Source organism: Micromonospora sp. BQ32 (genome assembly GCF_059358895.1).
This window is the reverse complement of the sequence record NZ_JCADBI010000015.1, coordinates 130,322-155,643: the sequence shown is the minus strand read 5'-3', so window position 1 is coordinate 155,643 and position 25,322 is coordinate 130,322. Positions and strand designations below refer to the sequence as shown.

Annotated in this window: 21 protein-coding genes and 1 pseudogene; 11 read left to right on the top strand and 11 right to left on the bottom strand. The window is 71.6% G+C overall.

Annotation, left to right across the window (positions count from 1 at the left end):
• Positions 1-7 precede the first annotated feature (7 nt).
• Both kynU and AC5L30_RS25550 read right to left on the bottom strand, forming a co-directional pair.
• Positions 8-1,405: pseudogene (gene kynU / locus AC5L30_RS25555) on the bottom strand (kynureninase); the annotation flags it as partial.
• Positions 1,381-2,286, bottom strand: coding sequence for a tryptophan 2,3-dioxygenase (locus AC5L30_RS25550; RefSeq protein WP_494870143.1), 906 nt, complete (start codon positions 2,284-2,286; stop codon positions 1,381-1,383). The gene AC5L30_RS25550 and the pseudogene kynU, both read right to left, overlap by 25 nt.
• Before the next feature lie 145 nt (positions 2,287-2,431).
• Here AC5L30_RS25550 and AC5L30_RS25545 point away from each other — a divergent pair, with 145 nt between their 5' ends.
• The 3 genes from AC5L30_RS25545 to AC5L30_RS25535 all read left to right on the top strand — a co-directional run bounded on the left by AC5L30_RS25545 (position 2,432) and on the right by AC5L30_RS25535 (position 4,369).
• Positions 2,432-2,896, top strand: a complete 465-nt coding sequence (locus AC5L30_RS25545) for an Lrp/AsnC family transcriptional regulator (protein WP_091405454.1) — start codon at positions 2,432-2,434, stop codon at positions 2,894-2,896.
• A gap of 96 nt (positions 2,897-2,992) precedes the next feature.
• On the top strand, positions 2,993-3,517 hold the full coding sequence (locus AC5L30_RS25540) for a hypothetical protein (protein WP_494870142.1): 525 nt from the start codon (positions 2,993-2,995) through the stop codon (positions 3,515-3,517).
• Positions 3,518-3,529: 12 nt separating this feature from the next.
• On the top strand, positions 3,530-4,369 hold the full coding sequence (locus AC5L30_RS25535) for a class F sortase (RefSeq protein ID WP_494870141.1): 840 nt from the start codon (positions 3,530-3,532) through the stop codon (positions 4,367-4,369).
• Here AC5L30_RS25535 and AC5L30_RS25530 read toward each other — a convergent pair.
• Complete coding sequence (locus AC5L30_RS25530) at positions 4,312-5,055, bottom strand: MerR family transcriptional regulator (RefSeq protein ID WP_494870184.1); 744 nt, start codon at positions 5,053-5,055, stop codon at positions 4,312-4,314. The genes AC5L30_RS25535 and AC5L30_RS25530 overlap by 58 nt on opposite strands.
• Positions 5,056-5,139: 84 nt before the next feature.
• Here AC5L30_RS25530 and AC5L30_RS25525 point away from each other — a divergent pair, with 84 nt between their 5' ends.
• Positions 5,140-6,729, top strand: a complete 1,590-nt coding sequence (locus tag AC5L30_RS25525; protein WP_494870140.1) for a DUF6194 family protein — start codon at positions 5,140-5,142, stop codon at positions 6,727-6,729.
• A 6-nt stretch (positions 6,730-6,735) separates the two neighbouring features.
• Here AC5L30_RS25525 and AC5L30_RS25520 read toward each other — a convergent pair whose 3' ends face one another.
• Positions 6,736-7,272 (bottom strand): HNH endonuclease, encoded by a 537-nt coding sequence (locus AC5L30_RS25520; protein ID WP_030333470.1) that lies wholly within the window; start codon positions 7,270-7,272, stop codon positions 6,736-6,738.
• 314 nt (positions 7,273-7,586) lie between these two features.
• Here AC5L30_RS25520 and AC5L30_RS25515 point away from each other — a divergent pair, with 314 nt between their 5' ends.
• The 3 genes from AC5L30_RS25515 (at position 7,587) to AC5L30_RS25505 (ending at position 10,749) form a co-directional block, all read left to right on the top strand.
• Complete coding sequence (locus tag AC5L30_RS25515; RefSeq protein ID WP_494870183.1) at positions 7,587-8,579, top strand: mechanosensitive ion channel family protein; 993 nt, start codon at positions 7,587-7,589, stop codon at positions 8,577-8,579.
• A 230-nt stretch (positions 8,580-8,809) separates the two neighbouring features.
• Positions 8,810-10,195: an MFS transporter gene (locus tag AC5L30_RS25510; protein WP_494870139.1), complete on the top strand. Its 1,386-nt coding sequence runs from the start codon at positions 8,810-8,812 to the stop codon at positions 10,193-10,195.
• 125 nt (positions 10,196-10,320) lie between these two features.
• Positions 10,321-10,749, top strand: coding sequence for a globin (locus AC5L30_RS25505; protein ID WP_124859707.1), 429 nt, complete (start codon positions 10,321-10,323; stop codon positions 10,747-10,749).
• Positions 10,750-10,770: 21 nt separating this feature from the next.
• On the opposite strand, the gene AC5L30_RS25500 is transcribed toward AC5L30_RS25505, so the two are convergent.
• From AC5L30_RS25500 to ettA, 4 genes are all read right to left on the bottom strand, one after another.
• Complete coding sequence (locus AC5L30_RS25500) at positions 10,771-11,355, bottom strand: type III secretion system chaperone family protein (RefSeq protein WP_030333460.1); 585 nt, start codon at positions 11,353-11,355, stop codon at positions 10,771-10,773.
• A 131-nt stretch (positions 11,356-11,486) separates the two neighbouring features.
• Positions 11,487-12,230, bottom strand: coding sequence for a DUF8185 domain-containing protein (locus AC5L30_RS25495; protein WP_494870138.1), 744 nt, complete (start codon positions 12,228-12,230; stop codon positions 11,487-11,489).
• Positions 12,227-12,673, bottom strand: coding sequence for an acyl-CoA thioesterase (locus tag AC5L30_RS25490; RefSeq protein ID WP_112584127.1), 447 nt, complete (start codon positions 12,671-12,673; stop codon positions 12,227-12,229). Before AC5L30_RS25490 ends, AC5L30_RS25495 begins: the two co-directional genes overlap by 4 nt.
• A 12-nt stretch (positions 12,674-12,685) precedes the next feature.
• Positions 12,686-14,362 carry an energy-dependent translational throttle protein EttA gene (gene ettA / locus AC5L30_RS25485; protein ID WP_203123467.1) on the bottom strand — a complete coding sequence of 559 codons (1,677 nt, stop codon included), beginning with the start codon at positions 14,360-14,362 and terminating at the stop codon, positions 12,686-12,688.
• Positions 14,363-14,845: 483 nt separating this feature from the next.
• Here ettA and AC5L30_RS25480 point away from each other — a divergent pair, with 483 nt between their 5' ends.
• The 3 genes from AC5L30_RS25480 to otsB all read left to right on the top strand — a co-directional run bounded on the left by AC5L30_RS25480 (position 14,846) and on the right by otsB (position 19,120).
• Entirely contained in the window at positions 14,846-14,971 is a 126-nt protein-coding gene (locus tag AC5L30_RS25480; RefSeq protein WP_494870137.1) for a hypothetical protein, read from the top strand.
• A 142-nt stretch (positions 14,972-15,113) separates the two neighbouring features.
• Complete coding sequence (locus tag AC5L30_RS25475) at positions 15,114-16,514, top strand: alpha,alpha-trehalose-phosphate synthase (UDP-forming) (RefSeq protein ID WP_030333449.1); 1,401 nt, start codon at positions 15,114-15,116, stop codon at positions 16,512-16,514.
• 41 nt (positions 16,515-16,555) lie between these two features.
• Positions 16,556-19,120, top strand: coding sequence for a trehalose-phosphatase (otsB, locus tag AC5L30_RS25470; RefSeq protein WP_494870182.1), 2,565 nt, complete (start codon positions 16,556-16,558; stop codon positions 19,118-19,120).
• Between the two features lie 454 nt (positions 19,121-19,574).
• Here otsB and cobA read toward each other — a convergent pair whose 3' ends face one another.
• The 3 genes from cobA to cobC are packed head-to-tail and all read right to left on the bottom strand — an operon-like array spanning position 19,575 to position 23,039.
• Positions 19,575-20,825, bottom strand: a complete 1,251-nt coding sequence (gene cobA / locus AC5L30_RS25465) for a uroporphyrinogen-III C-methyltransferase (RefSeq protein WP_494870136.1) — start codon at positions 20,823-20,825, stop codon at positions 19,575-19,577.
• Between the two features lie 40 nt (positions 20,826-20,865).
• On the bottom strand, positions 20,866-21,954 hold the full coding sequence (gene cobT, locus AC5L30_RS25460) for a nicotinate-nucleotide--dimethylbenzimidazole phosphoribosyltransferase (protein WP_494870181.1): 1,089 nt from the start codon (positions 21,952-21,954) through the stop codon (positions 20,866-20,868).
• Positions 21,954-23,039: an Rv2231c family histidinol phosphate aminotransferase CobC gene (gene cobC, locus AC5L30_RS25455; RefSeq protein WP_494870135.1), complete on the bottom strand. Its 1,086-nt coding sequence runs from the start codon at positions 23,037-23,039 to the stop codon at positions 21,954-21,956. Before cobC ends, cobT begins: the two co-directional genes overlap by 1 nt.
• 121 nt (positions 23,040-23,160) lie before the next feature.
• On the opposite strand from cobC, the gene AC5L30_RS25450 reads away from it, so the two are divergent.
• The gene (locus AC5L30_RS25450) at positions 23,161-25,293 is read left to right on the top strand and encodes a transglycosylase domain-containing protein (protein WP_494870134.1); all 2,133 of its coding nucleotides are present in this window, start codon (positions 23,161-23,163) and stop codon (positions 25,291-25,293) included.
• Positions 25,294-25,322 lie beyond the last annotated feature (29 nt).

Below are 25,322 nucleotides of genomic sequence, written 5' to 3'. Positions count from 1 at the left end.
TCGCCCCCACCGTCGCGGCGAGCGCGGCAGCGGCCCGCCAGCAGTCGAGGTACGTGGAGTACAGCGGCACCGGGGCGAACCGGACGACGTCCGGTTCGCGGGCGTCGGCGATGACCCCGTGTTCGTACCGTAGGCGTTTGGTCAGCTCGGCGGCGCTGCCGGAACCGATGCGCACGGAGAGCTGGCAGCCCCGCCGGGCCGGGTCGCGCGGGGTGACCACCCGCAACGGCCGGCCGACGGTCACCTCGTCGAACAGCGACTCCAGCCAGCCGGTGAGGCGCTGGCTGCGGGCGCGCAGCGCGGTCATTCCCACCGCGTCGAACAGCTCCAGCGAGGTACGCACCGGGCCCATCGCGAAGATCGGCGGGTTGGAGATCTGCCAGGCCTCCACCGTGGCCGGTGGCCGGGACACCGGCGTCATCTCGAACCGGGTCGCCGCCGCGGTGCTCCACCACCCCTCGAACCGGGGCAGGTTCGCGTCGCCGAGGTGCCGCTCGTGCACGAAGACGCCCGCCAGGGCACCCGGGCCGGAGTTCAGGTACTTGTAGGAGCACCACGCGGCGAAGTCGACGTCCCAGTCGTGCAGGGACAGCGGCACGTTGCCGACCGCGTGGGCCAGGTCCCACCCGACCACCGCGCCGGCGGCCCGGCCGGCGGCCGTGATCGCCGGGATGTCCATCAGCTCACCGGTGAGGTAGTTGACCCCGCCGAGCAGCAGCAGCGCCACCCGGTCGCCCTCGGCGGCCAGGTAGTCGGTCACGTCCTCGGTACGCAGGGCGTCCTCACCCGCACGCGGACGCAGCCGGACCACGGCGTCGTCCGGGTCCAGGCCGTGGAACCGGGCCTGGCTGCGCACGGCGTAGCTGTCCGAGGGGAACGCCGCGTCCTCGATGACGATGCGGGTTCGCGCGCCGGTCGGTCGGTAGAAACTCACCATCAGCAGGTGCAGGTTGACCGTGAGCGAGTTCATCACCACGGCCTCCGTGGGCCGGGCGCCGACCAGTCGCGCGGCCGGCCCGGTCAACAACTCGTGGTACGGCAGCCAGGGGCGCTCCGCCTCCAGGTGCCCCTCCACGCCGAGCCGCCCCCACGCGTCCAGGTCGGCCAGGAGTTCGTCGCGGGTGGCCCGAGGTTGCAGGCCGAGCGAGTTGCCGGCCAGGTACGCCGACTCGGGGTGGTCGCCGCCGTCGGCCGGTGGCACGTGGAACAGGTGCCGGTGGCCGGGGTCGGCCTCGTCGCGGCGATGCGCTTCCGCTTCGCCAGCGGCGAGGCCCAGTGGCACCACTTCGCCAGCGGCGAGGCCCAGTGGCACCGCCTCGCCAGCGGCGAGGCCCAGTGGCTCGGCTTCAGGGGTCGTCATTGCTTGTTCTCGCTCTCCGGTCACATCGCGGTGCGGGCCGACCACAGCTCCGGGAAGACCACCCGGGCCATGCTGCGCTGCAACCACGCCAGGCCGGCGGAGCCTCCGCTGCCGACCTTGGCACCCATCGTCCGCTGCACCGCCTTGACGTGGTTCCAGCGCCAGTCGCCGAACTCCTCGGCGACCGCGCTCAGCGCCTCGCCGAGCAGCCGCAGGTGATTGTCCGGGCTGGCGTCGTCGTAGATCCGTACCCAGGCCGCCTCGACCAACGGGTGCGGGTCGTGTTCGACGGCCACGTCCCGGTCGAGCAGGTCGGCGGGGAGGTCGAAGCCACGCCGGGCGAGCAGCGCGAGCACATCGTCCCAGAGGCTCGGGGTGGCCAGTGCGGCGCTCAGCTCGGCGTGCACCTCGGCCTGCCGGCGGAACGGGCGGATCAGCGTGGGGTCGCGCAGCCCGAGCAGGAACTCCAACTGCCGGTACATGGCCGACTGGAAGCCGGAGGCCTCGCCGAGCAGGTTGCGGAACCGGTTGAAGTCGGCCGGGCTCATCCAGCGCAGCCCCTGCCAGGCGGCGTTGAGCCCCTCCAGGTGCAGCTTGGCTCGGCCCAGCGGGGCCAGCGCCTCCCAGATCTGGTCGGCGTGGATCAGCCGCTGGGTCTCCCGCAGTTCGTGGCAGGTCAGCCCGAAGTACAGCTCCATGATCTGGCTGACCATCAGGAAGGACATCTCGCCCGGGTCGCTGCTGAGCGGGTGCTGCATCTTGTGCAGGGCGCTGGCCTGCACATACGCGTCGTACGGCACCATGTCGGCGAATTCCAACGTCGGCTCGCCACCGGTGCGCGCCGCCTGCGCGGCACGCTGCCCGGGGGTCACCGGTTGCACCGTGGCACGGCGGTTCGGCGCCCGCCGCTGCGTCTGATCCACCATCTCGTCTCCCTTGCCCGGACTAGCCGACGTCATGATCTCGCGGTCGGATCGGCCTACGGAATGCCGAATCAACGGCTCTCGCCGCCTTCACCTGGCAAACCAAAGCCAACTAGGCGAAGTCGGTTCACGAAAGTAAGGTCTGAGCGTGGACGACATGGACTGGGCGCTGCTGCGCGAGTTGCAGGCCGACGCGCGGCTCTCCTTCAGCGAGTTGTCCCGGCGGGTGCACCTGTCGCCACCGTCCGTCGCGGAGCGGGTCCGCCGACTGGAGGAGGCCGGGATCATCACCGGCTACCACGCTCATGTCGACCTGAGCCGCGCCGGCCGTACCGTGGTCGCGCTGATCCGGATGTCCTGCTACGGCGCGCGGTGCATCCTGCACGACCCGGCGGTGGCCGACTGGCCGGAGATCCTGGAGATCCACCGGATCACCGGGGACGCGTGCAGCGTGCTGAAGGTGGCGGCCGGCTCGATCGGCGCGTTCGAGGGGGTCATCGACCGTCTCGCCCCGTACGGCCAACCGTCGAGCACGATGGTCCTCTCCTCCCCCCTGAACTGGCACCCCGTCACTCCCCTGCCCGCCACCGGGCCCATCCCCCGCCCGCGCTGACCCCGTCCACCCTGCGGGTTTGCCCCCGCGCCAGCGGGAAAGCACTCGCGTGCCCAGGGGAGGGTTCCGGCGGTCGTCGCCGGTTGGGGGGAAATCATGCAGGCAATCCGCACGATCAACCGCGCGCTCTCGTCCGTACTGACACTGGTGGGGCTGGTCGGGGCGTTCGTCCTGTTGTCGGTCGCACCGGCGCGGGCCGGCGAGAACACCTTCGTCGAGGTGACACCGAACAGCGCCCAGGCCGGTAGCCGGGTCAGCATCAAGGCGAGCTGCGACAACGACAACAACAACCGGCAGTCCAGCGTGCACTCCGACGCGTTCGGGCACGTGATGCTCAGACCGGACAGGGGCTTCCTGACCGGGCAGGCCACCATTGCGAGGGACAAGCCGGCCGGTGACTACCCGGTCGACCTGCGTTGCGAGAACGGCCAGACGGCGTCGACCACGGTGACCGTGCTGAACATGGCCTCACCCAGCAAGGGGCCGGCGACCGGTGGCGGCGGAATGGCCGGCGGTCGCGGCACCGGCTCGCTGCTGGTGCTCGGTGGCGTGGCGTTGGTGGCCACCGCGATCGTGCTCGGGATGGCCGGCGGCCGACGTCGACCGGGAGCCGGCTCCTGAGCCGGATCACCCATGACCCGCAGATCCGCGCGTGCGCGGCCGGATCGCCGTGCCCGCCTCCGGGCCGGGCCGGCGCTGCGCGCGTCCGGCCGGCTGGTGGCACGCGTCTCCGGGCGGCTACGCCGAGTCGCCGGGCAGGCCGTGTCGGCCAGCGTCACCACCACCGATCCGGCGGCCCGTCCGCTGCCGCCGCGGCGTCCGGCCGGGCCGCCGTCGGCCCGACACCGCTTCGGTAGGAGCCCCGGGTTGCCGGTGCTGGCCATCGCCGCGCTGATGGCGCTGATCGTGGCGATGCTCGGCGTCGAGCAGGTGACCGGGATGAGCCTGCTGCCGGACCGGCTCAGTGCTGGCCTGCGACCACCGCCGAAGAAGTTCCCGGTGCTGCCGGCCAGCCATCCGACCAGCCTCGCCATCGAGAAGATCGACGTGCGGGCGCCCGTACACGAGGTGGGCATCGCACCGGACGGCACGATCGCCGTGCCGGACGCGGCCCGCGCCCAGGAGGCCGGCTGGTACGACCAGGGGCCCACCCCGGGCCAGTACGGCCCAGCCGTGATCGTCGGGCACGTCGACACCACCAGCGGGCCGGCGGTCTTCCACAAACTCCGCGAGCTGCGCTCCGGTGACGAGATCGAGGTCACCCGGACCGACCAGCGCGTGGCGGTCTTCGAGGTGAACTCGGTGGAGAAGTTCGACAAGGGCCGACTGCCGGTGGACGAGGTGTACGGCGACTTCAGCCGCCCGAGCCTCCGACTGATCACCTGCGGCGGCCAGTGGGTCGGCGGCGATACCGGCTACGCGGACAACGTGGTGGTCTTCGCCTCACTGGTCAAGGCGCGTACCGGCGGCTGACAAGCGTCGACGTACTCGGCGAGCCGGGCGGCCCCGGTGAGCATGGCCCGGCCTCGCTCGGTGAGCCGCTGCCGCCACTGGCGCAGCGACGCGGCGAGGGGTTCGGCACCACCAGCGTCGCGCACTCGGCGCAGCACGCCGGCGATGTGGTCGAGCCGGTACCCGCCGCGGCGCAGCAGGTGGGCGAGCTCGGCGTCCCGGACATCGTCGGGAAGGTAGAGCCGGTAGTGGGTCACCGGATCACGTACCGGCCGCAGCACCCCGGCCCGCTCCCATTTGCGCAGCGTGGCCGGCTGCACACCGAGCCGGTGAGCCAGCGCGCTCACCGGCACGGCTGTCCGGCTTCGCGGTTGCGGTCTGGTCCCGGTGAGCGTCGCCACCGCCGTCTCGACCGCGTCCAGGGTCTCCCGATCGCGCTGGAGCAGGGCGTGACCCTGGTCGATGGTGCGCAACGCCGTCTCGATCTCGCCCCGGTTGACGGCCCGCATGATCTCGCCGCTGGCCGCATAGCCGTGACCCGGGATCAACGCGAGGTAGGCACGCAGCGCCTTGACGTGCAGCTCGGTGAAGCGACGGTAGCCGTTCGGGGTGCGCTCGGCCGGAGGCAGGACGCCGTCTCGTTCGTAGTTGCGCACGGCCTGCGCGGAGAGGCCGTGGGCACGGGCGAGATCGGTCGGTCGGCGTATCCCTGGGTTTGAAGGTTTCGTGGCTGTCACCGTGCTCCGCCGCTCGTGAGTCTCAACCGCTGGTTCAACGATACGGTTCATGGAATGGCATCTTTTCTCGACCTGCTGGCGGTATCCCCGGACCTGCTCGCGCTCGGCGAGCCGACGCATGGTGAGCCCGCTTTCCTTCAGCTCCGCAACGAGGCACTCCTGTCGCTGACGGAGCACGGCTACCGCTCGATCGCCGTGGAGAGCGACCGGGCGGCCGGGCTGATCGCCGACGAGTTCGTGCAGGGCGTCACCGCCGTGACGCTCGACCGTGCGCTCGCCGAAGGGTTCAGCCACGGATTCGGCGCCGCCCCAGCCAACCGCGACCTCCTGCTGCGGATGCGGGAGTGGAATGCCGCACGGCCGGTCGCGGAGCGCCTGACGTTCCACGGCTTCGACGCCCCGGTGGAGATGGAGAGCGCCCCGAGTCCGCGCCGCCACCTCAACCAGGTCTGCCACTTCCTCGGCCTGGACCGGTCTGCCGAGATCGACGACCTGATCGGGGACGAGGCGCGGTGGAGTGACACGGCCGCGATCTGGGAGCCGGGCCGGTCGGTCGGGCGCTCGACCGACGCCCAGCGACTGCGGGTGCTCGCCGATGACCTGCTGACCGAGTTGTACCTGCGGGCGCCCTTCACGTCAGCGGGTTGGCCGGCGGCGTTCGTGCATGCCACGGCCGCGGTCGCGTTGCTGCGTTACCACGCCGCGGCCGCCGCGCCACTGGCCCAGGAGGAACGCTTCGCCCGCCTGGCCGCGGTCCGGGACGCGCTGATGGCCGAGAACCTGCTCGCGATCCGGTCGGCCGAGGCGCACCGCGGGCCCACGCTGGTCTTCGCGCACAACGCGCACCTCCAGCGCCACCTGAGCACGATGACGCTGGTCGACACGGAGGTGTCCTGGGCCGGCGCCGGAGCCATCATCGCGTCGCTGCTGGGCGACCGGTACGCGGTGATCGCCGGCAGCCTCGGCGCGAGCCCTGCGCTCGGCATCGGGCCGCCCGCCGCCTCGACCTACGAGAGCAGACTCCAGCAGCAGACCAGCCTCCCCCGGTACCTGCCGGTGTCCGACATCGCAGCGGCCGAGCAGCGGACGCACGACTACCGCTACTTCCCGCTGGACCGGGCGACCATCGAACACGCCGACGCGATCCTGCACGTCCCGACCGGTGTCGACGCGGCCGTGCTCGCCGATCGGATCGTCGCGCTACCCGGCGTCGAGCAGGTCGTGGCGAGCGAGGAGAACGGATCACCCGAGGCGGCCTGGGGCGACCGGTTCTTCTTCGTCGGCCCGGACCGCCGCCAGCCGTTCGCCACCATCGTCGAGCACGACGTGCCCGGCTTCGACGAGGCCGCACAGCTTGACCGCCCCGGTGTCTTCCGCCTCAACCTGGACCTGGGCCGGGCCGAGTTCGAGCGGCAGTTCGGCTTCCCGCCCAAGGCATTCGAGGAGCACCGGCACGAGTTCGACTTCGCCCGACTGGACACCCTCGTGCCGCACCCGGGCTACGCGCAATACGGCTTCGCCAGCATCGTCATGCCCGGCCCGCATCTGCTGCCGGAGGTGGACCGGCTGCTGACGATCGCGCACGACCGTGCGGTGCGTCGCGGCGAGCGCGCGGCGCGGCGGGCCGCCGGGCAGCGGGACTGACCGGGGTCAGGCGGCTGCCTCGGGCTCCCGCAGGTCGAGCCAGTCCGCCCAGCGGGGGTCGGGGGCGCGGTGCCCGAGCACCCGCCATGCGGTGCCCTTCGGGGCAGCCGGCAACGCGTGTAACCGCCACCCCATCTCGGCCGGGGTCTTGTCACCCTTGGTGTGGTTGCACCGGGCGCACGCGGCGACCACGTTCTCCCAGGCGTGCCGGCCGCCCCGGCTGCGCGGAAAGACGTGGTCGATGGTCTCCGCCGGGCCCCGGCAGTAGGCGCACCGCCAGCCGTCCCGGGCGAAGATCGCCCGGCGGGACAGCCCGACATGCGTTCGGTACGGCACCCGGACGAAGCGCGTCAGCCGGACCACGGATGGCACCGGAAGCGCGTCCCGGGCGCTGTGCAGGATGCCGTCACCATCGGCGACGCAGACCGCCTTGGCGGAGAGGACGAGGATCGCGGCGCGACGCACCGACACGACACACAGCGGCTCGTAGGTGGCGTTGAGGACCAACGCGCCGGAGCCCACCGTGGGTCGTATGTCAGGCATCGCGCTCACCCTCCCGGTTCAGCGGCTGCTGCGAACCGCCGCCGACCGGGACCGGGCACAACGGCCCACACGGTCGACGCCGGGCCGATCACCGACGTCCGTTGCGCCAATAGTCCCTGATCGGACCCCGGATTGCACGTACTAATCTCTCTTCTGGTAAGCGGATCACCCACGCCGGGACGGGCAGCTGCTCCGGCCTGGGCGGACGCTGACGTGGTGACAGCCCCGATGCCGGTCTCTCGGGCCCCTTGCGGTACGAAGACAGGGTGAGTGCCGCCAGCGTGACGCCCCTAGCCCTGTCCGACGCCGTCTCGGTGAGCTGCCAGGGCAGCACCTCCTGCGAGTGGATCTACCGGATCACCGGGTCCGCCTGGTTCGCCGAGGGAAGCTACTGGATCCTGCTCAAACCGCTTCGGGTGCTGCTGATCCTGGCACTGGCGATGGTGGCCCGCTGGGCGCTGCATCGGACGATCAACCGGCTGGTTCGGACGACCACCGACGGCGCAGTGCCGACGATGCTGCGGCCGCTGCGCGAACGGGTGCCCACCGCCGCGACCGACCCGGCCGAGTTCGTACCCGAGCGACGGCGGCAGCGGGCCGAGGCGATCGGGTCGGTGCTGCGCAGTCTGACCACCGCGTTCGTCTTCGGCATCGCGCTGCTGATGATCCTGCGCGAGTTCAGTTTCGACCTGGCGCCGCTGCTGGCCAGCGCGGGAATCGCCGGCGTCGCGCTGGGCTTCGGTGCGCAGAGTCTGGTGAAGGACCTGATCGCCGGCCTCTTCATGCTGATCGAGGACCAGTACGGCGTGGGCGACAACGTCGACCTGGGTGAGGCGATGGGCGTGGTCGAGTCGGTCGGCCTGCGGGTCACCACCGTGCGCGACGGCCGCGGCGTGCTCTGGTACATCCGCAACGGCGAGATCATCCGGGTGGGCAACAAGAGCCAGGGCTGGGCCCTCGTGGTGGTGGATCTGCCGATCGGGTTCAACAGCACCGAGGAGGCCACGGCGGTGCTACGGACCGCGGCCGCCTCGATCGCGATGGACCCGGAGCTGTCGCCGGAGATCGTGGAGGCGCCCGAGGTGCTGGGTGTCGAGCAGGTGACGGTGGACGGCGCGGTCATCCGCACGGTGGTGAAGACGACCGCGGACGGGCAGTTCGCGGTGGGCCGGGAACTGCGTCGGCGTCTCGCGGAGGCGCTGGAGAATTCGGGGATCACCGCGCAGATCGCGGCCGCCCGCCTGTATCCCGGCCTGTCGACCCGGCCGTTGCCCGAGGGTGAGACGGGTCAGGGCGGCGCCACCTGACCCCGACACTGTCCTGCGATTCAGGGGTCGCGAGCCGGCCGGCCCCTCGGGTATCGTCCGTTCGTTCAGTCGGGGAGGCGACGAACGACCCGTTCGACCTAGCTAGTTGTCAGACGATCGGGCAGAATCCGGAGCACGCGTTCCCACCAAAGCGTGATCACATCCTCGCTGATCCGTAGATCTGACGAGAGCTTCCGGCCGGGCTACCACGAGCGGCCGAGCCGGGGCCGATGGAGGCGACGGTGCCTGACGAGCGACCTTCCCCGGAAGGCCCCGCCACGTTTCGCGAAGTGTTCGCCCAGCGCGAGTTCCGGGCTGTGTTCGTGGCTGGCGCTCTCTCCTGGGTCGGCGACTATGTCGCGAAGGCCGCCGTCACCCTGCTCGTCTACCAGCAGACGCAGTCCGTAGCGCTCTCCGCAGCCGCCTTCGCGGTCAGCTTCCTGCCCTGGCTGCTCGGCGGTCCCGTGCTCGCCGCACTCGCGGAGCGGTACGCGTACCGACGGGTGATGGTGGCGTGCGACCTCATCCGGATGGCGCTGATGCTGCTCATCGCCATTCCGGGTCTGCCGTACCAGGCGGTGCTGGTGCTCATCTTCGCCGCCACGCTGGCCAACCCACCGAGCCAGGCGGCGAAGTCCGCGCTGATCCCGCAGTTGCTCACCGGGGACCGACTGGTGCTGGGGCTGTCGCTGAACAGCAGCGTCGGGCAGGCCGCCCAGGTCGTCGGGTACGTCTTCGGCGCCGCTGTCGCCGCGATCGACCCGGAGGTGGCGCTGCTGTTCAACGCGGTCACGTTCGGTCTCTCGGCGCTGCTGGTCCGCCTCGGGGTGCGCGACCGTCCGGCGGTGATGAACCCGGCGCACCGCAGCCACCTGTTACAGGAGACCCGCGAGGGGTTCGGCATCGTGTTCCGTACCCCGGTGCTGCGGGCCATCGCGGTGCTGGTGTTCAGCGCGATGCTCTTCTCGATCGTTCCGGAGGGTCTGGCCGCGGCCTGGGCCAACGACGAGAGCCGTGGCGCGGTGAGCGCGGGCACCGCACAAGCAGCGATCATGGTGGCGAACCCGGTCGGTTTCATCCTCGGTGGGTTGCTGGTGAGTCGCCTGTTCGGGCCGGCTCGCCGGCTGAAGCTGATGCGGCCGCTCGCGGTGCTCGCCCCGTTGATGCTCGTACCGGTGCTACTCGACCCCCCGCCGTTGGTGGTCGCGCTGCTCGCCGCGCTCTGCGGGTTCGCGGTCGCCGGCATGATGCCGATGGCCAACGGGCTGTTCGTCCAGGCGCTGCCGAACGGGTTCCGGGCCCGCGCCTTCGGGGTGATGGCCACCGGTGTGCAGGTCATCCAGGGTCTCGCGGTGCTGGTCACCGGGGTGCTCGCCGAACGGTTCCCCATTCCGGTCGTGGTCGGGGTGTGGAGCGCGGCCGGGGTGGTGCTCATGGCGGTGGCCGCGCTGCGATGGCCGGACCGGCAGACGGTGGACGACGCGATCACTGCCGCCTCGCTGGCCAACGCCGATCCGCCACCTTCCGGGCCCGACGGCCCGGCCAGCGAGGGCACCTCGGTAGGCGCGTCCGACCCGCATGCCGATGACGGCCACCGCCGGCACGCGGTCACCTGACCCGTCGAGTCGACCTCCACCCCGGGCGGGCCGGGTGCCCGACATTCGGGGTTGTCGACCTGGCGTGATCCGACGCACGCCGTGCGGGTCGGGTCGGCACCGGACGCACCTGGCAGGATGGAACGGTGACTTCCGCAGGTGAATCCGACCGTCCCGGTGCGTCGATGACCCTCTTCGAAGCGGTCGGCGGCGAACCCACCTTCCGCAAGCTGGTCGACGAGTTCTACGCCGGCGTGGCCACCGACCCCCTGCTGCGGCCCATGTACCCGGAGGAGGACCTGGGTCCGGCCGCGGACCGGATGACCCTGTTCCTGATGCAGTACTGGGGCGGGCCGAACACGTACTCCGCCCAGCGTGGGCACCCTCGGCTGCGGATGCGGCACGCGCCGTTCCGGATCGGCGCGGCCGAACGGGACGCCTGGCTGCGGAACATGCGCCGCGCCGTGGACCGGCTCGACCTTGAGCCGGAGATCGCCGGCACACTCTGGGACTACCTGGAGCGGGCCGCGTACTTCATGGTCAACGTCGAGGACGACCCGGCCAACGGCGGCTGACCCGCCCGAGCCGGAGCGGCGTCAGAGCAGCGCGCCCTCGTCGTGCAGCCAGTCCACAAAGCTGGTGGCGACGGCCGCGCCGCAGTCGAGCATCTCGACCAACAGCGCGTCGTGGGTGCCGGCACCGAGTGGCACCTGAAGCTCGGCGTAGATCGGCAGCTGACCGCGTTCGGTCGGGTCGCCGATGTACGCCTTGCAGAACCGGCGGGTGTGGTTCCACTCGTTGACCACCCGGTACGCCCGGTCGGCCCAGTCCGGCGGGACCGTGGCGTGCGGACGGGCCCGCATGACCAGGATCTCGTCCTCCGGGCCTTCCAGGGTGACCAGCACGGCGTGCCGCTCCCACATCGCCAGCAGGTTGCCGTCGCCGTCGGCCAGGTAGCGCACGTCGAGCAGATCGAGTGCGTCACAGACCCGGCGCAGACTCACCGGCTCGACGGTGGCGGGCATCTCGGTCAGCACTGGCCGCTCGTTGGACGGGCAGTCGTCCCCCGGCTGGCGAGGGCTGGGCGGCCCGATCCGGACCGCGCTGTCGACTGTGATCCCGCTTCGGGTTTCCGGATCGCCGCCGTCGGCGGGACCGGGGCGCCATGACCACCACGGCATCGCTCGCGCACCTCACTCCCCAGCGGATCCAGTCGCCTACGGTGCGTTGGATCCGAGGATGGACGGTACCCGGACAGCCGGGTTGAAGCACCCCCCCAACGACTGCCCCTGACCAGAAGAATGATCCTGGGTCATCCGTTCGGACGAGTACTCAGGGGTGTCACGGCAAGATCCGTGGCCTTCTGCAACCATGCCGCTCCGTGCGGTCCCACCAGGCCAACCCAACGACCGGCCACCCGCACCTGAACGGCGTTCGCGCCCTCTCCGTCGGCCGAGCCGTCGGCGGTGCCGAGGAAGCCCATCCGGACCACCCCCTGCACCAGCCGCTGTGACACCTCGACCGGCGCGGCGGGCGTCCCGTCCGGGGTGATCAGCACCGCCACGTGGTCGAGCAACGCGTCACGCAGGGCCCGCTGGCCGACGGCACGCCCGGCGACGCCCTGCTCGCTCGCCGTCCGCAGGGTGCCCGCCGCCGCGTCCGCGATCCGTCGCAACTCGGCAACGGGCAGCGCCTCCACCTGGCGGCTCCGCGTCGGCGGCAGCGGCCACCGCCACTGGGCGTCCCGCCGGGCCGGCAGCGCCGCGCCGCCGCGCTCCAGCTCGGCGAGCAGCTCCGCGGCTGCCACGGTGACGTCCTCGGCGGCACCGTCGGCCGGCCCACCGGCAACCGTGCGGACCACCAGAACCTGCCACGGCAGCCGGGCCCACAGGGCGACCCGGCCGGGTGCGCCGGCCGGCCGCAGCCGGACCGGCGCGACCGGATCGAACCGGACCAGCCGGGCCAGGAAGGCGCCCGCGTCGGCCACCCCGGCGACACCATGCGTGGGCGCCGACGCCGCCGCCCGGCCCGGCTCAGCAGCCCCCGGACGGGTCACGCCACACCGCCCTGCGGCGCGTACGTGAGCAGGAAGTCCCGTTCCTCGGTGGTGATCCGCCGGGGCACCTGGCGGGTCAGGTCGAACGGCACCAACACCGAACGGGCACGGCTCGCCAACACTTCGCCGTCGTACAGCTCGTAGGCGACGGTGAACCGGGAGGCCCGGATCTCCTCCACCCACAGCTCGATCCGCACGGTGGGCGCCGCCTCCGCGGTGGCCCGGCCGAGCGCGTAGTCGACCGGGCGCAGGTAGTCGACCTCGTGCCGGCGGATCACCACCCCGTCGGCGAACGAGCCGACGCCCCAGGCCCGGCCACCGGCGAACATCAACGCCACCCGCGCCTCCTCGTACAGGGTGAGGAAGCGCGAGTTGTTGACGTGGCCGTACGCGTCCAGGTCGGACCAGCGCAGGGTGCAGTGGTAGACGAAGCGGTCAGACACCGTCTCGGCCGGTCAGTCGCGGGTCAGCTTGCGGTAGGTCACCCGGTGCGGCCGGGCGGCCTCGGCGCCGAGGCGGTCGATCTTGTTCTTCTCGTACGCCTCGAAGTTGCCCTCGAACCAGAACCACTTGGACGGGTCCTGGTCGTCGCCCTCCCAGGCCAGGATGTGCGTGGCGACGCGGTCCAGGAACATCCGGTCGTGCGAGATGACCACGGCGCAGCCGGGGAACTCCAGCAGCGCGTTCTCCAGGCTGGACAGCGTCTCCACGTCCAGGTCGTTCGTCGGCTCGTCGAGCAGGATGACGTTGCCGCCGATCTTCAGGGTCAGCGCCAGGTTGAGCCGGTTGCGCTCACCGCCGGAGAGCACCTTCGTCGGCTTCTGCTGGTCCGGGCCCTTGAAGCCGAACGCGGCGATGTACGCCCGCGACGGCATCTCGACCTTGCCCACCATCAGGTAGTCCAGGCCGTCGGAGACGACCTCCCAGACGGTCTTGTCGCCGTTGAGGCCCTCCCGGTTCTGGTCGACGTACGACAGCGAGACCGTCTCGCCGACCCGGACCGACCCGCTGGTCGGCTCCTCCAGCCCGACGATGGTCTTGAACAGCGTGGTCTTGCCGACGCCGTTGGGGCCGATGATGCCGACGATGCCGTTGCGCGGCAGCGAGAACGACAGGTTGTCGATCAGCAGCCGGTCGCCGAAGCCCTTGCTGAGGTTCTGCGCCTCGATCACCGTGCTGCCCAGGCGCGGGCCCGGCGGGATCTGGATCTCCTCGAAGTCCAGTTTGCGGGTCTTCTCCGCCTCGCTGGCCATCTCGTCGTACCGGTCGAGGCGGGCCTTGGACTTGGTCTGCCGGGCCTTGGCGTTGGAGCGGACCCAGTCCAGCTCCTCGGTGAGGCGCTTCTTCATCTTGGCGTCGCGGCGGCCCTCGACGGCCAGCCGGGCGGCCTTCTTCTCCAGGTAGGTGGAGTAGTTGCCCTCGTACCCGATCGCCCGGCCGCGGTCCAGCTCCAGGATCCAGCCGGCCACGTTGTCGAGGAAGTACCGGTCGTGGGTGATCGCCATGACGGTGCCGGCGTACTTCGCCAGGTGCTGCTCCAGCCAGGAGACGCTCTCCGCGTCCAGGTGGTTGGTGGGCTCGTCGAGCAGCAGCAGGTCGGGCGCCTCCAGCAGCAGCTTGCAAAGCGCGACCCGGCGACGCTCACCACCGGAGAGCTGGGTCACGTCGGCGTCCGGCGGCGGGCAGCGCAGCGCGTCCATGGCCAGTTCGAGCTTGGAGTCGACGTCCCAGGCATCGAGGTGATCAAGCTCCTCCTGGAGCTTGCCCATCTCCTCCATCAGCTCGTCGGAGTAGTCGGTCGCCATCTGCTCGGCGATCTTGTTGAACCGCTCCAGCTTGGCCTTGGTCTCGGCGACCGCCTCCTCGACGTTGCCGAGCACGGTCTTGGCCTCGTTGAGCGGGGGCTCCTGGGCGAGCATGCCGACGGTGTAGCCGGGCATGAGTCGGGCCTCGCCGTTGCTCGGCTTGTCCAGCCCTGCCATGATCTTGAGGAGGCTGGACTTACCGGCGCCGTTCGGACCGAGCACACCGATCTTGGCCCCCGGCAGGAAGCTCAACGTGACGTTGTCGAGCACGACCTTGTCGCCGTGCGCCTTGCGCGCCTTTTCCAGGACGTAGATGTACTGGGCCACGGTGCGGGCTACCTCCGTCGGTTGCTGTCGCTGATCGGCGGCGCGGCGCGGGCTGCGAGGACCGCCCGCCGCCGCCGGCCGGGAGCCGGCCGCGCGCACGCCATCGTCAATCCTGACAGGTACGGCGCGCTTCGCCCACATCACCCCGCCCCAGGAGTACGCGGGCGCGCCGCGTTGCCGCTCGGCAGTCCGCTTTTTATCGTGATTCGATGTCTAACGAGTTCGTCATCGAGCTGCCGGACGAGCTGGCTGACCGGCTGGCCGAGGAACCGGACATCTCGACCTTTGTGCCGGAGTGCGTACGAAAGGGCATCTGATCGCCGACTGACGGTGGTCATCCCGGCTAGCTGCCTGGCCAGCGCCTATCGGCAAATTCCTCAGGAGGGGTGGTGGGGGCTCGACCTCCTTGCCGCTCTACGCCCGACGCAGGTCACGGCCCTGACTGCGGACTGCTCGGCTGCGCTGGGCCTGTGGTTGCGGAGTGTGCCGGCCGCGGATCTGGCCCAGGCCGCGATGGAGGCGGCTCGGGCGATCACACCGATCATGACCGATCGACGGGAGCTGCTCGGTGAGGTACTGCCGAAGGAATGGCCGATCATCGACCTCTGACCGGCGGGCTGTCGACAAGATCACCCTTAGGATTCGGTCGCACCGAGGCGGGTAGGAGACTCCGGCACGGGGCACAAGACGCCGCAGCTACGCTCAGTACGCTCATCGCGGTGGACCCGTCAGTACCCGGAGGTGGCCGATCGTGACCGTCCGTAGCTCCTTTGTCGTAGTGGCGAACCGTCTGCCGGTCGACGAGGTGAGCACACCCGAGGGCCGGCAGTGGCGACGCAGCCCTGGCGGGCTGGTCACCGCGCTGCATCCCGTACTCGCCGAACACAAGGGCACCTGGGTCGGCTGGGCCGGTGGCACCGGCGCGGCCCCCGAGCCGTTCGACCTCGAGGGGATCCGGCTGCACCCGGTCCCGCTCAGCGCCGAGGAACTGGAGCGCTACTACGAAGGCCAGTCCAACGCGACGATCTGGCCGCTCTACCACGACGCGGTGGAGACGCCGGCCTACAAGCGCCGATGGCGGGAGGCGTACCGCCTGGTCAACGCCCGGTTCGCGGAGGCCGCGGCCGACGTGGCGGCCGAGGGCGCGACGGTCTGGGTGCAGGACTACCAGCTCCAGTTGGTGCCGGCGATGCTCCGTGAGCTCCGCCCGGACCTGCGGATCGGGTTCTTCCTGCACATCCCGTTCCCGCCCATCGAGCTGTTCATGCAGATGCCGTTCCGCACCGAGATCCTGCGCGGTCTGCTCGGGGCCGACCTGGTCGGTTTCCAGCAGCGGCTGGCCGCGCAGAACTTCGTCCGGCTGGCCCGGCACCTGCTCGGGCTGCGCTACGAGGGGCAGATGATCCAGGTCGACGGTCGACAGGTGAAGGCGGGCGCCTTCCCCATCTCGATCGACACCCAGGAGATGGAGCGGATGGCCGCCGACCCGGCGATCCAGGCCCGCGCCAAGCAGATTCGCGCCGAGTTGGGCGACCCGAAGACGATAATCCTGGGCGTGGACCGGCTGGATTACACCAAGGGCATCGAGTTGCGGCTCAAGGCCTTCCGGGAGCTACTGGCTGACGGAAAGTTGACAGTTCCCGACGCGGTCATGGTGCAGGTCGCCACACCCAGCCGTGAGCGCGTGGAGCACTACCAGGCACTACGGGTCAAGGTGGAGCGCGAGGTCGGCCGGATCAACGGCGAGTTCGGCAGGGTCGGCGTGCCGGCGGTCCATTACCTCCATCAGTCGTACAGTCGCAGTGAGCTGGCGGCGATGTACGTTGCTGCCGACGTGATGATGGTGACCCCGCTGCGAGACGGAATGAACCTCGTGGCGAAGGAATACGTAGCATCACGTGCCGACCAGGGTGGCGCACTCGTGCTCAGTGAGTTCGCCGGTGCCGCCACCGAGCTTCGCCAGGCATTTTTGTGTAACCCGCACGACCCGGACGCGGTCAAGGACGCCCTCCTCCGGGCAGTGCACGTGGAGAAAACCGAGGCACGCCGCCGGATGCGGACAATGCAACGTCACCTGCGTACCCACGACGTGGGCCACTGGGCCAAGTCTTTCCTCTCGGAGCTCGGAGTTCCCGAGGCGGAGGCCGAGTGAACACGTCCGTCAACGATGGGGCGGCAGTCGCCACCGGGGTCATGGACCCCGAGTTGCGCTCCGCCATCGGCCGGATCGCCCGGGTCCCCCAGCTCCTGGTCGCCTGCGACTATGACGGCACGCTGGCGCCGATCGTGGAGGATCCGAGCACAGCCGTCCCGCTGCCCGAGTCGGTGGCCGCGGTTCGCGCGCTCGCCGCGCTGCCGCAGACCACCGTCGCGGTGGTGTCCGGTCGGGCGTTGCGCGACCTGGCCGCGCTCTCCCGGCTGCCCAGCGAGGTACACCTCGTCGGCAGTCACGGCTCCGAATTCGACATCGGCTTCGTCGAGCGGCTCTCCCCCGAACTGGTCGCGGTACGCACCCAGGTTCGCAACGCGCTGCGCGAGATCGCGGCCCAGCACCCGGGTATCCGGCTGGAGCGCAAACCGGCCAGCGTCGCGATGCACACCCGCGGCGTCGACCCGCAGATCGCCGCCGCCGCCATCGAGGCGGTCCGCAACGGTCCGGCCACCTTCGACGGCGTCACGGTGACCCAGGGCAAGGAGGTCATCGAGCTCTCCGTGGTGGCCACCCACAAGGGCACCGCACTCGACCAGTTGCGGACCCAGCTCGCCTCCAGCGCGGTGCTGTTCATCGGCGACGACATCACCGACGAGAACGCGTTCGGCCACCTGCACGGTCCCGACCTCGGCATCAAGATCGGCCCCGGCGACACCCAGGCCAGCTACCGGGTCGGCGACCCGCTGGAGGCCGCCCGCGCGCTGGCGCTGCTGCTGGAGACCCGGCGGCACTGGCTGTTCGGTGAGCGGGCGGTACCGATCGAACGGCACTCCATGCTGGCCAACGGTCGTACCGTCGCCCTGCTCACCCCCGAGGCCAAGGTGAGCTGGCTCTGCCACCCCAAGCCGGACTCGGCGGCGATCTTCGCCGATCTCGTCGGTGGCAGCCCGGCCGGTCACTTCAGCGTCGCCCCGGAACGCGGCGGCATCCCGCTGGGTCAGCGCTACCGTTCCGGCACGATGACCGTGGAGACCCGCTGGTCCGGGCTCACCGTCACCGACTGGCTGGACAAGCCGGCCCGGGAGACCACTCCGGACGACAGCCCGGCGGTCATCACCGGCGACTCGACCCTGGTCCGGGTGCTCACCGGCAGTGGCAAGGCCCGGGTGGAGTTCGCGCCGAGGCCGGAGTTCGGCCAGGTCGCCGTGCAGTTGCAGCCGCTCGGCGACGGCCTGCTGGTGCTCGGCTCCAACGAGCCGGTCGCGCTCTACGCCCCCGGCGTGGAGTGGGAAGTCGGCAACGACGGCGGGTACGAGACCGCCAAGGCGATCGTCGACCTCTCCGCCGCCGGCGGGCAGGTCGTGCTGGAGCTGCGCTTCGGCACGCACAGCCTGGAGCACCACCGGGTGCCGATCCACGAGCGGCAGGCCGCCGCCGAGCAGCCGTGGAAGGACTGGGTGGCCTCGCTGCGGCTGCCGTCCACCGCCCGTGATCTGGTCGCGCGCAGCGCCCTCACCCTGCGTGGGCTCTGCCACGAAGCCACCGGCTCGATCCTGGCCGCGGCGACCACCTCGCTCCCGGAGGAGCTGGGCGGCGTCCGCAACTGGGACTACCGCTACTGCTGGCTGCGCGACGCCGCGCTGACCGCCCGCGCACTTGTCGACCTGGGCTCCGTCGAGGAGGCCGAGGCGCTGCTGCGCTGGGTGGACGGCTGCATCGAGCGCACCGGCGGGCACCCGGAGCGACTGCACCCGCTCTACACCATCGACGGCTACGAGCTGGGCGCCGAGGCGGTCATCGACACCCTGCCCGGGTACGCCGGCTCCCGGCCGGTCCGGGTCGGCAACCTCGCCAACCACCAGTTGCAGCTGGACGTCTTCGGCCCGATCGCCGACCTGATCGCGGCCGTCGCCGACGCCCGCGGCTCGGTCCGCGACGACGAGTGGCGGGTCCTGGAGAACATGGTCGAGGCGGTCCGCCGCCGCTGGCACGAGCCCGACCACGGCATCTGGGAGGCCCGGCTGCCACCCCGGCACCACGTCTTCTCCAAGGTGATGTGTTGGATGACGGTCGACCGGGCGCTGCACGTGATGCGCGAGCACGGCGGCGAGGACCGGCCCGAGTGGAAGGACCTGCGGGACCGGATCGGTGCCAACGTGCTGGAGCACGGCTGGCACTCCGACGTCGAGGCGTACAGCGTCGCGTACGGGGACGAGGACATGGACGCCTCGTCACTCTGGATCGGGCTTTCCGGCCTGCTCCCGGGCGACGACCCGCGCTTCCTCTCCACCGTCCTGCGGATCGAGGCGGACCTGCGCAGCGGCCCGGTCGTCTACCGCTACCACTGGGACGACGGCCTGCCCGGCCGTGAGGGCGGCTTCCACATCTGCACGGCGTGGCTGATCGAGGCGTACCTGCGCACCGGCCGCCGCACCGACGCCGAGGAGCTGTTCGCGCAGATGGTGCTGACCGCCGGTCCGACCGGGCTGCTCCCCGAGCAGTACGACCCGCTCGCCGAGCGGGGCCTGGGCAACCACCCGCAGGCGTACAGCCACCTCGGTCTGATCCGCTGTGCCCTGCTGCTGGACAACATGCTCAAGCAGTAGTCGACCGCTCGTACGACGGGGCCGGAGCGCATGCTCTGGCCCCGTCGGTCGTCGGCACGCCGACAGACGTCGGTCAGTGCGGGTACGGCAGGCTCGGTTGCCACCCGTACAGGTGGGCGCCGAGGTCGGTGGGAACCGTCCAGTGCGCGTACGGCAGCACCGCGCTGCTGCCGGCCGTCACGCCAACCTCGGTACGCCGCGTCCAGCCGCCAGGGCGCGAGGTCGGCGAGACCGCGGTACAGGTTCGCCACCCAGGTCGGGGTGAGTTCGGCGTCGGAGGTCCTCGAAGGTGGTGGTCAGGCCGGGGCTTCCGCACCGCAGCGCGACGGGTGTGAGCAGTTCCGTTCGCCACGTCTCGTGAGGATCCTTCACGGTGAGCATGAGCGACATTGTGTCGACAGCCACCGACAGCCCCGCGTTCCCGATCCTCGTGCCGGCAGCGCCGCCCGCTCCCTCACCCGTCGAGCGCGCCCACCACGTCTCCCACCACGACGACAGCGGGCGGGCGCAGGTCGGCGGCGAGCAGGTCGGCGGCCACCTCGCCGAGTGTGGACCGCAGGACCCGCTGGGTGCCGGTCGTGGCTTCCTGGACGACGGCGGCCGGCGTCTGCGGCGACCGACCATGGGCGATCAGGGTGGCCGTGATGGCGGCGAGGTTCTTCAACCCCATCAGGATCACCAGGGTGCCGTGCAGGCCGGCGAGGGCGTCCCAGCGCACCAGCGAGGCCGGCGAGTCGGGTGCCAGGTGCCCGGAGACCACGGTGAACTCGTGCGCCACCCCCCGGTGGGTGACCGGGATGCCGGCCGCGGCCGGCGCGGCGATCGAGCTGGTCACCCCGGGGACCACGGTCACCGGCACGCCGGCCGCCGCGCAGGCCAGCAGTTCCTCGCCGCCACGGCCGAAGACGTACGGGTCGCCACCCTTGAGCCGCACCACGAAGGCACCGGCCAGGGCGCGGTCGACCAGGATCTGGTTGATCTCCTCCTGGGCCCGGGACGGGCCGTAGGGGATCTTCGAGGCGTCCACCAGTTCGACGTCCGGGCGCAACTCGTCGAGGAGCAACCCGGGCACCAACCGGTCGGCGACCACCACGTCGGCCTCGGTGAGCAGCCGCCAACCCTTCACGGTGATCAGCTCCGGGTCTCCCGGCCCCGCCCCGACCAGCGCCACCCGCCCAGCCTGCCGAGCACCGGTCGCACCGGTCGAAGCGTCGGGCCGGCCCTGCGTCGGAGCGGTGTCATCCGGCGCCAGGCGGACCGCCAGCAGGTCGCGGATCGCGTCGCGGACGGTCATCGCCCGGCGCGGGTCGCCGCCGCCGAGCACCGCCACGGTGACCGGGCCGTGCCGGGTCACCGCCGGGGTCCAGGCGGTGGCGGCCGTCCGGTCGTCGGCCCGGACGCAGAAGATCCGCCGCTCGGCGGCGACGGCGCTCACCGAGGCCGCCGCCATCGGATCGTCGATCGCGACCTGGACCAGCCACGCGCCGTCCAGGTCCTCGGGCACGAACCGGCGCGGCACCCAGTGCAGCCGACCCGCGTCGGCCCGGGCGCGCAGCGCCGGGGTCAGTTCCGGGGCCACCAGCAGGACGTCCGCGCCGGCGTCCAGCAGCGCGGGCACCCGTCGGGTGGCGACCGCGCCGCCACCCACCACGACCACCCGCCGCCCGTGCAGCCGCAAACCCAGGGGGTACGGATTGGAGGTCACGCCGCACCACCGAGGCGGTCGGCTCGTTCGCTGCGCGTGGTCACTTCTCGGCCACCCCGGCGGAGTCGAAGGTGGCCACCTCGTGCAGCACCCGGACCGCGCCGGTGACCACGGGCAACGCCAGCAGCGCGCCGGTGCCCTCGCCGAGGCGCAGCCCCAGGTCGATCAGCGGGTCGAGGCCGAGGTGGCGCAGCGCCACCGTGGCACCGGGCTCGGCCGAGCGGTGGCCGGCGACCATGGCGCTGACCGCGTCCGGGGCGAACGCGGCGGCGGCGAGCGCGGCCGAGACCGCGATCACGCCGTCCAGCAGCACCGGCGTGCGGCGGGCGGCGGCACCCAGGATCAAGCCGGCCAGGGCGGCGTGCTCCAGGCCGCCGACGGCGGCCAGCACCCCCAGCGGGTCGGCCGGGTCGGGGGTGTGCCGGGCCAGCGCGGTCCGCACCACCGCCACCTTGTGCGCGTACGTCGGGTCGTCGACCCCGGTGCCCCGGCCGGTGGCGTCGAGCGCGTCGGCGCCGGTGAACGCGGCGATCAGCGCGGCGGCCGGGGTGGTGTTGCCGATGCCCATGTCCCCGGTGAGCAGGATGCCGGCACCGGCGTCGATCAGCTCGTCGGCGATCCGGATACCGGTCTGCACCGCCGCCAGCGCCTCGTCCCGGGTGAGTGCGGCGGTCACCGTGAGGTCCCGGGTGCCCCGGCGGACGGATGCGACAACCAGTCGGGGCACGGCCGGGTCGAGCACGGCCGGGTCGAGCACGGCCGGGTCGGCTGGCAGCGGGGTGGCCACGCCGACGTCGACCACGGTGACCGAGGCGCCGGCCTGCCGGGCGAACGCGTTGACCACCGCTCCACCGGCCAGGAAATTGCCGATCATCTGCGCGGTGACCTCCTGCGGCCAGGGGCTCACCCCCTGGGCGTGCACCCCGTGGTCGCCCGCGAAGATCGCCACCGCGGCCGGCTCGGGCAGCGGTGGCGGGCAGGCACCGGCCAGGCCGGCTAGGCGTACCGAAAGCTCCTCCAGCGCGCCCAGCGAGCCCGCCGGCTTGGTCAGCCGGCCGTGTAGCTCCCGGGCGGCGGCCATGGCCGCTTCGTCCGCCGGGCGGATCGCCGCGATCGTGGTCTCTAGCATCATGCCTCCATGATCTCGCGCAGCACGTCGATGAACGCGTCGGTGGTGTTTCGGTCGCGTACCGCCACCCGCAGCCAGTCCGGGCCGAGGCCGGGGAACGTGTCGCCTCGGCGCACCGCCCAGCCGCGCTCGCGCAGGGCGGCCCGGATCGGGGTCGCGCCGGGCAGGTGCAGCAGGACGAACGCGCTGGCGGGACGGCCGACGACGCGTACACCGGGCAGGTCGGTGAGCCGCGCGACCAGGTGGTCGCGGTCGGCGGCGAGGTCAGCGGCGATCGCGCGTTCGGCCTGGACCGCGACGGCGCTGGCGCAGGCCGACGCAGCCGCCAGCGCGGGCGTGGAGACGGCCCAGAGCGGTTGGACGGCGGCCAGCCGGGACAGCAGCTCCGCAGCGCCGAGCAGGTAGCCGATGCGCAGGCCGGCCAGGCCCCACGTCTTGGTGAGGCTGCGCACCACGAGCAGCCCGGGCAGGTCGCGGCGTTGCGCCAGCGACTCCGGTTCGCCGGGGTGCCCGGGGGCGATGGTGGTGTCGGCGAACGCCTCGTCGACCACCAGCACCCGGCCGGGGCGGGCCAGCGCGGCCACCGTCTGGGCGGGGTGCAGCACCGAGGTCGGGTTCGTCGGGTTGCCGATCATCACGAGGTCGGCGTCGGCGGGCACCCGGGACGGGTCGAGCCGGAAGCCGTCGGCGGCGTCGAGCAGCACCCGCTCGACCCGGTGTCCGGCAGCCCGCAGCGCCGCCTCCGGCTCGGTGAACTGGGGGTGCACCACCACGGGACGGCGAACGCCGCGCAGCGCCTGGGCGATCAGCACGAAGCCCTCGGCGGCACCGGCGGTGAGCAGCACCTCGTTCGGGTGACGGCCGTGTCGGGCGGCCACCGCCGCCCGGGCCGGCGCCGGATCCGGATAGCGGGCCAGGTCGGTCAGGGTCGCGGCGATCGGGTCGGCCAGCCAGGCGGGAGGCCGCGCCCGACGGACGTTGACGGCGAGGTCGATCAGGCCGGCGGTGGCCTCCGCGTCGCCGTGGTGCGCGAGGTCCGGCTCGACCCCGGTGGGTGGGGCGACCGCGCTCGGCTGATCAGACATGTCCGCGATCCTGCCGGGAAGGTGGCCGGTGGGACAGTCGATCTCGGCGTAAGCCACGTCACCACTCGCCGGTTTAAGAGTTCTTCTCATGTACGAATCGGAAATGTCATAACTTGGCCAGGTGAGCAACCGACCCCTTGCTGCCGCTGGTCGTCTCGTCCCTCTCCTCCGCGCCGGGCTGATCGCCGGAATCGTGATCGCCGCCGCCGCGTACCCACTGGTCGCCCTCACCGGGCTCGGCGCGAAGGCCACCGCGCACGCCGTGGACCAGAAGACCCGGTTGCTGAAAACCGCCCTGCCCGCCGAAACCTCGTACCTCTACGCCCCCGACGGCAAGACGGTGCTGACCATGTTCTACGAGGAGTACCGGCAGTACACCAAGCTGTCGGACATGTCGCCGAACATCCAGCAGGCGATCGTGGCCGCCGAGGACTCCCGCTTCTACCAGCACCACGGCGTCGACCCGAAGGGCGTGGCCCGGGCCTTCGTCTCCAACGCCCGCTCCAGCGGGGTCTCCCAGGGCGCCTCGACGCTGACCATGCAGTACGTCCGGATGGCCCTGCGGGACAGCGCGACCACGCCCAAGGAGGTCCAGGAAGCCACCCAGCAGACCAGCCTGCGCAAGGTCAGGGAGATGCGGATGGCGCTGGACCTGGAGAAGGAGCTGAGCAAGGAACAGATCATGGAGCGCTACCTGAACTCGGCGTACTTCGGGCACCGGGCGTACGGCATCTACGCGGCCAGCGAGATCTTTTTCTCCAAGACCCCGAAGGACCTCACCCCGGTCGAGGCCGCCACCCTCGCCGGGCTGGTCAAGTCCCCGTCCGAGTACGACCCGGCCGACTCCGACCAGAAGGAGGCCACCGGGCGGCGCAACTACGTGCTGGACCGGATGAGCCAACTCGGTTACCTCTCCCCCGACTCGGCCGCCGCCGCCAAGTCCGAGCCGATCCGGCTCAAGCTGACCACCCCGCCGCACGACTGTGCCGCGGTGACGGAGAAGTACAACAGCTGGGGCTTCGCCTGCGACTACCTGAAGAACTGGTGGAGCGCACAGCCCGCGTTCGGGGCGAACCGACTGGAACGGATGGACAACCTGCGCCGGGGCGGCTACCGGATCGTGCTCAGCCTCGACCCGAAGGTCCAGGAGGCGGCGGAGAAGAGCGTCGGCGCCAAGGACGCCACCGGCAGCCCGTTCGCCAACGGCATCGTGGTCTCCGAGCCGGGCACCGGGCGGGTGAAGGCCATGGCGGTGAACCGGACGTACTCGCTGGACCTGGCCGAGAACCCGGAGAGCTCCAACCCCGAGGCCGGGCCGAAGGTGAAAGCCAACTATCCGAACACGGTGGCACCGCTGCTCGGCGGCGGTGACCTGGCCGGCTACCAGGCCGGCTCGACGTTCAAGATGTTCCCGATGCTGGCCGCGCTCGACGCGGGAATGCCCCTCTCCACCTCGTTCAACGCCCCGCACCGCTACCGCTCCGAGGTCTACGACGGTTGGGCGCCCTCCAACGCCAGCGGCGCGATGAGCGGCCAGCAGACCATGTGGTCCGGCTTCGGCAAATCGGTCAACACGTACTTCGTGTGGCTGGAGGAGAAGGTCGGCGCGGACCGGGCGGTCCGGCTCGCCGAGCAGCTCGGGCTGCGGTGGCGCACCGACGTCGACCGGGACCACGCGTCCCCGGCCAAGGCGAAGAAGTGGGGTGCGTTCACCCTGGGCGTCTCCGACGCCACCCCGCTGGAGATGGCGAACGCGTACGCCGCCATCGCGGCCGATGGCCGCTACTGCGAGGCCATCCCGGTCCAAGCGATCATGAACCGGGACGGCACGCCCGCCACGTACGCCACCCCGGGCGGTCTGCAACGCGAGGTGGCCAAGCCGCGCTGCCGGCAGGTGGTGAGTGCGGACGCCGCACGGGCGGCCACCGACGCGGCCCGCTGCCCGACCGGAGACAGCCCGGCGCGCGGCAGCTGCGGCGGCTGGTCCACCGCCGACAGCGTGCGAGGCACCGTCGGACGCCCGGTGGCCGGCAAGACCGGTACGACCGACAGCACCCGGTCCGCATGGTTCGTGGGCTACACCCCGGAGTTGGCCGCGGCGAGCTTCATCTCCGACCCGGACAACCCGTTCAACGCCGTCGGTGACGGGCAGTCCCAGATCCCGATCAAGGCGGTCTCGCAAACCCTGCGCGACGGCCTGAAGGGCAGCCCGACCCGCCAGTTCACCCCACCATCGGACGCCATCGTCGGCTGACCGGCGCGCGAGAGTCGGCGCAGCGCAGC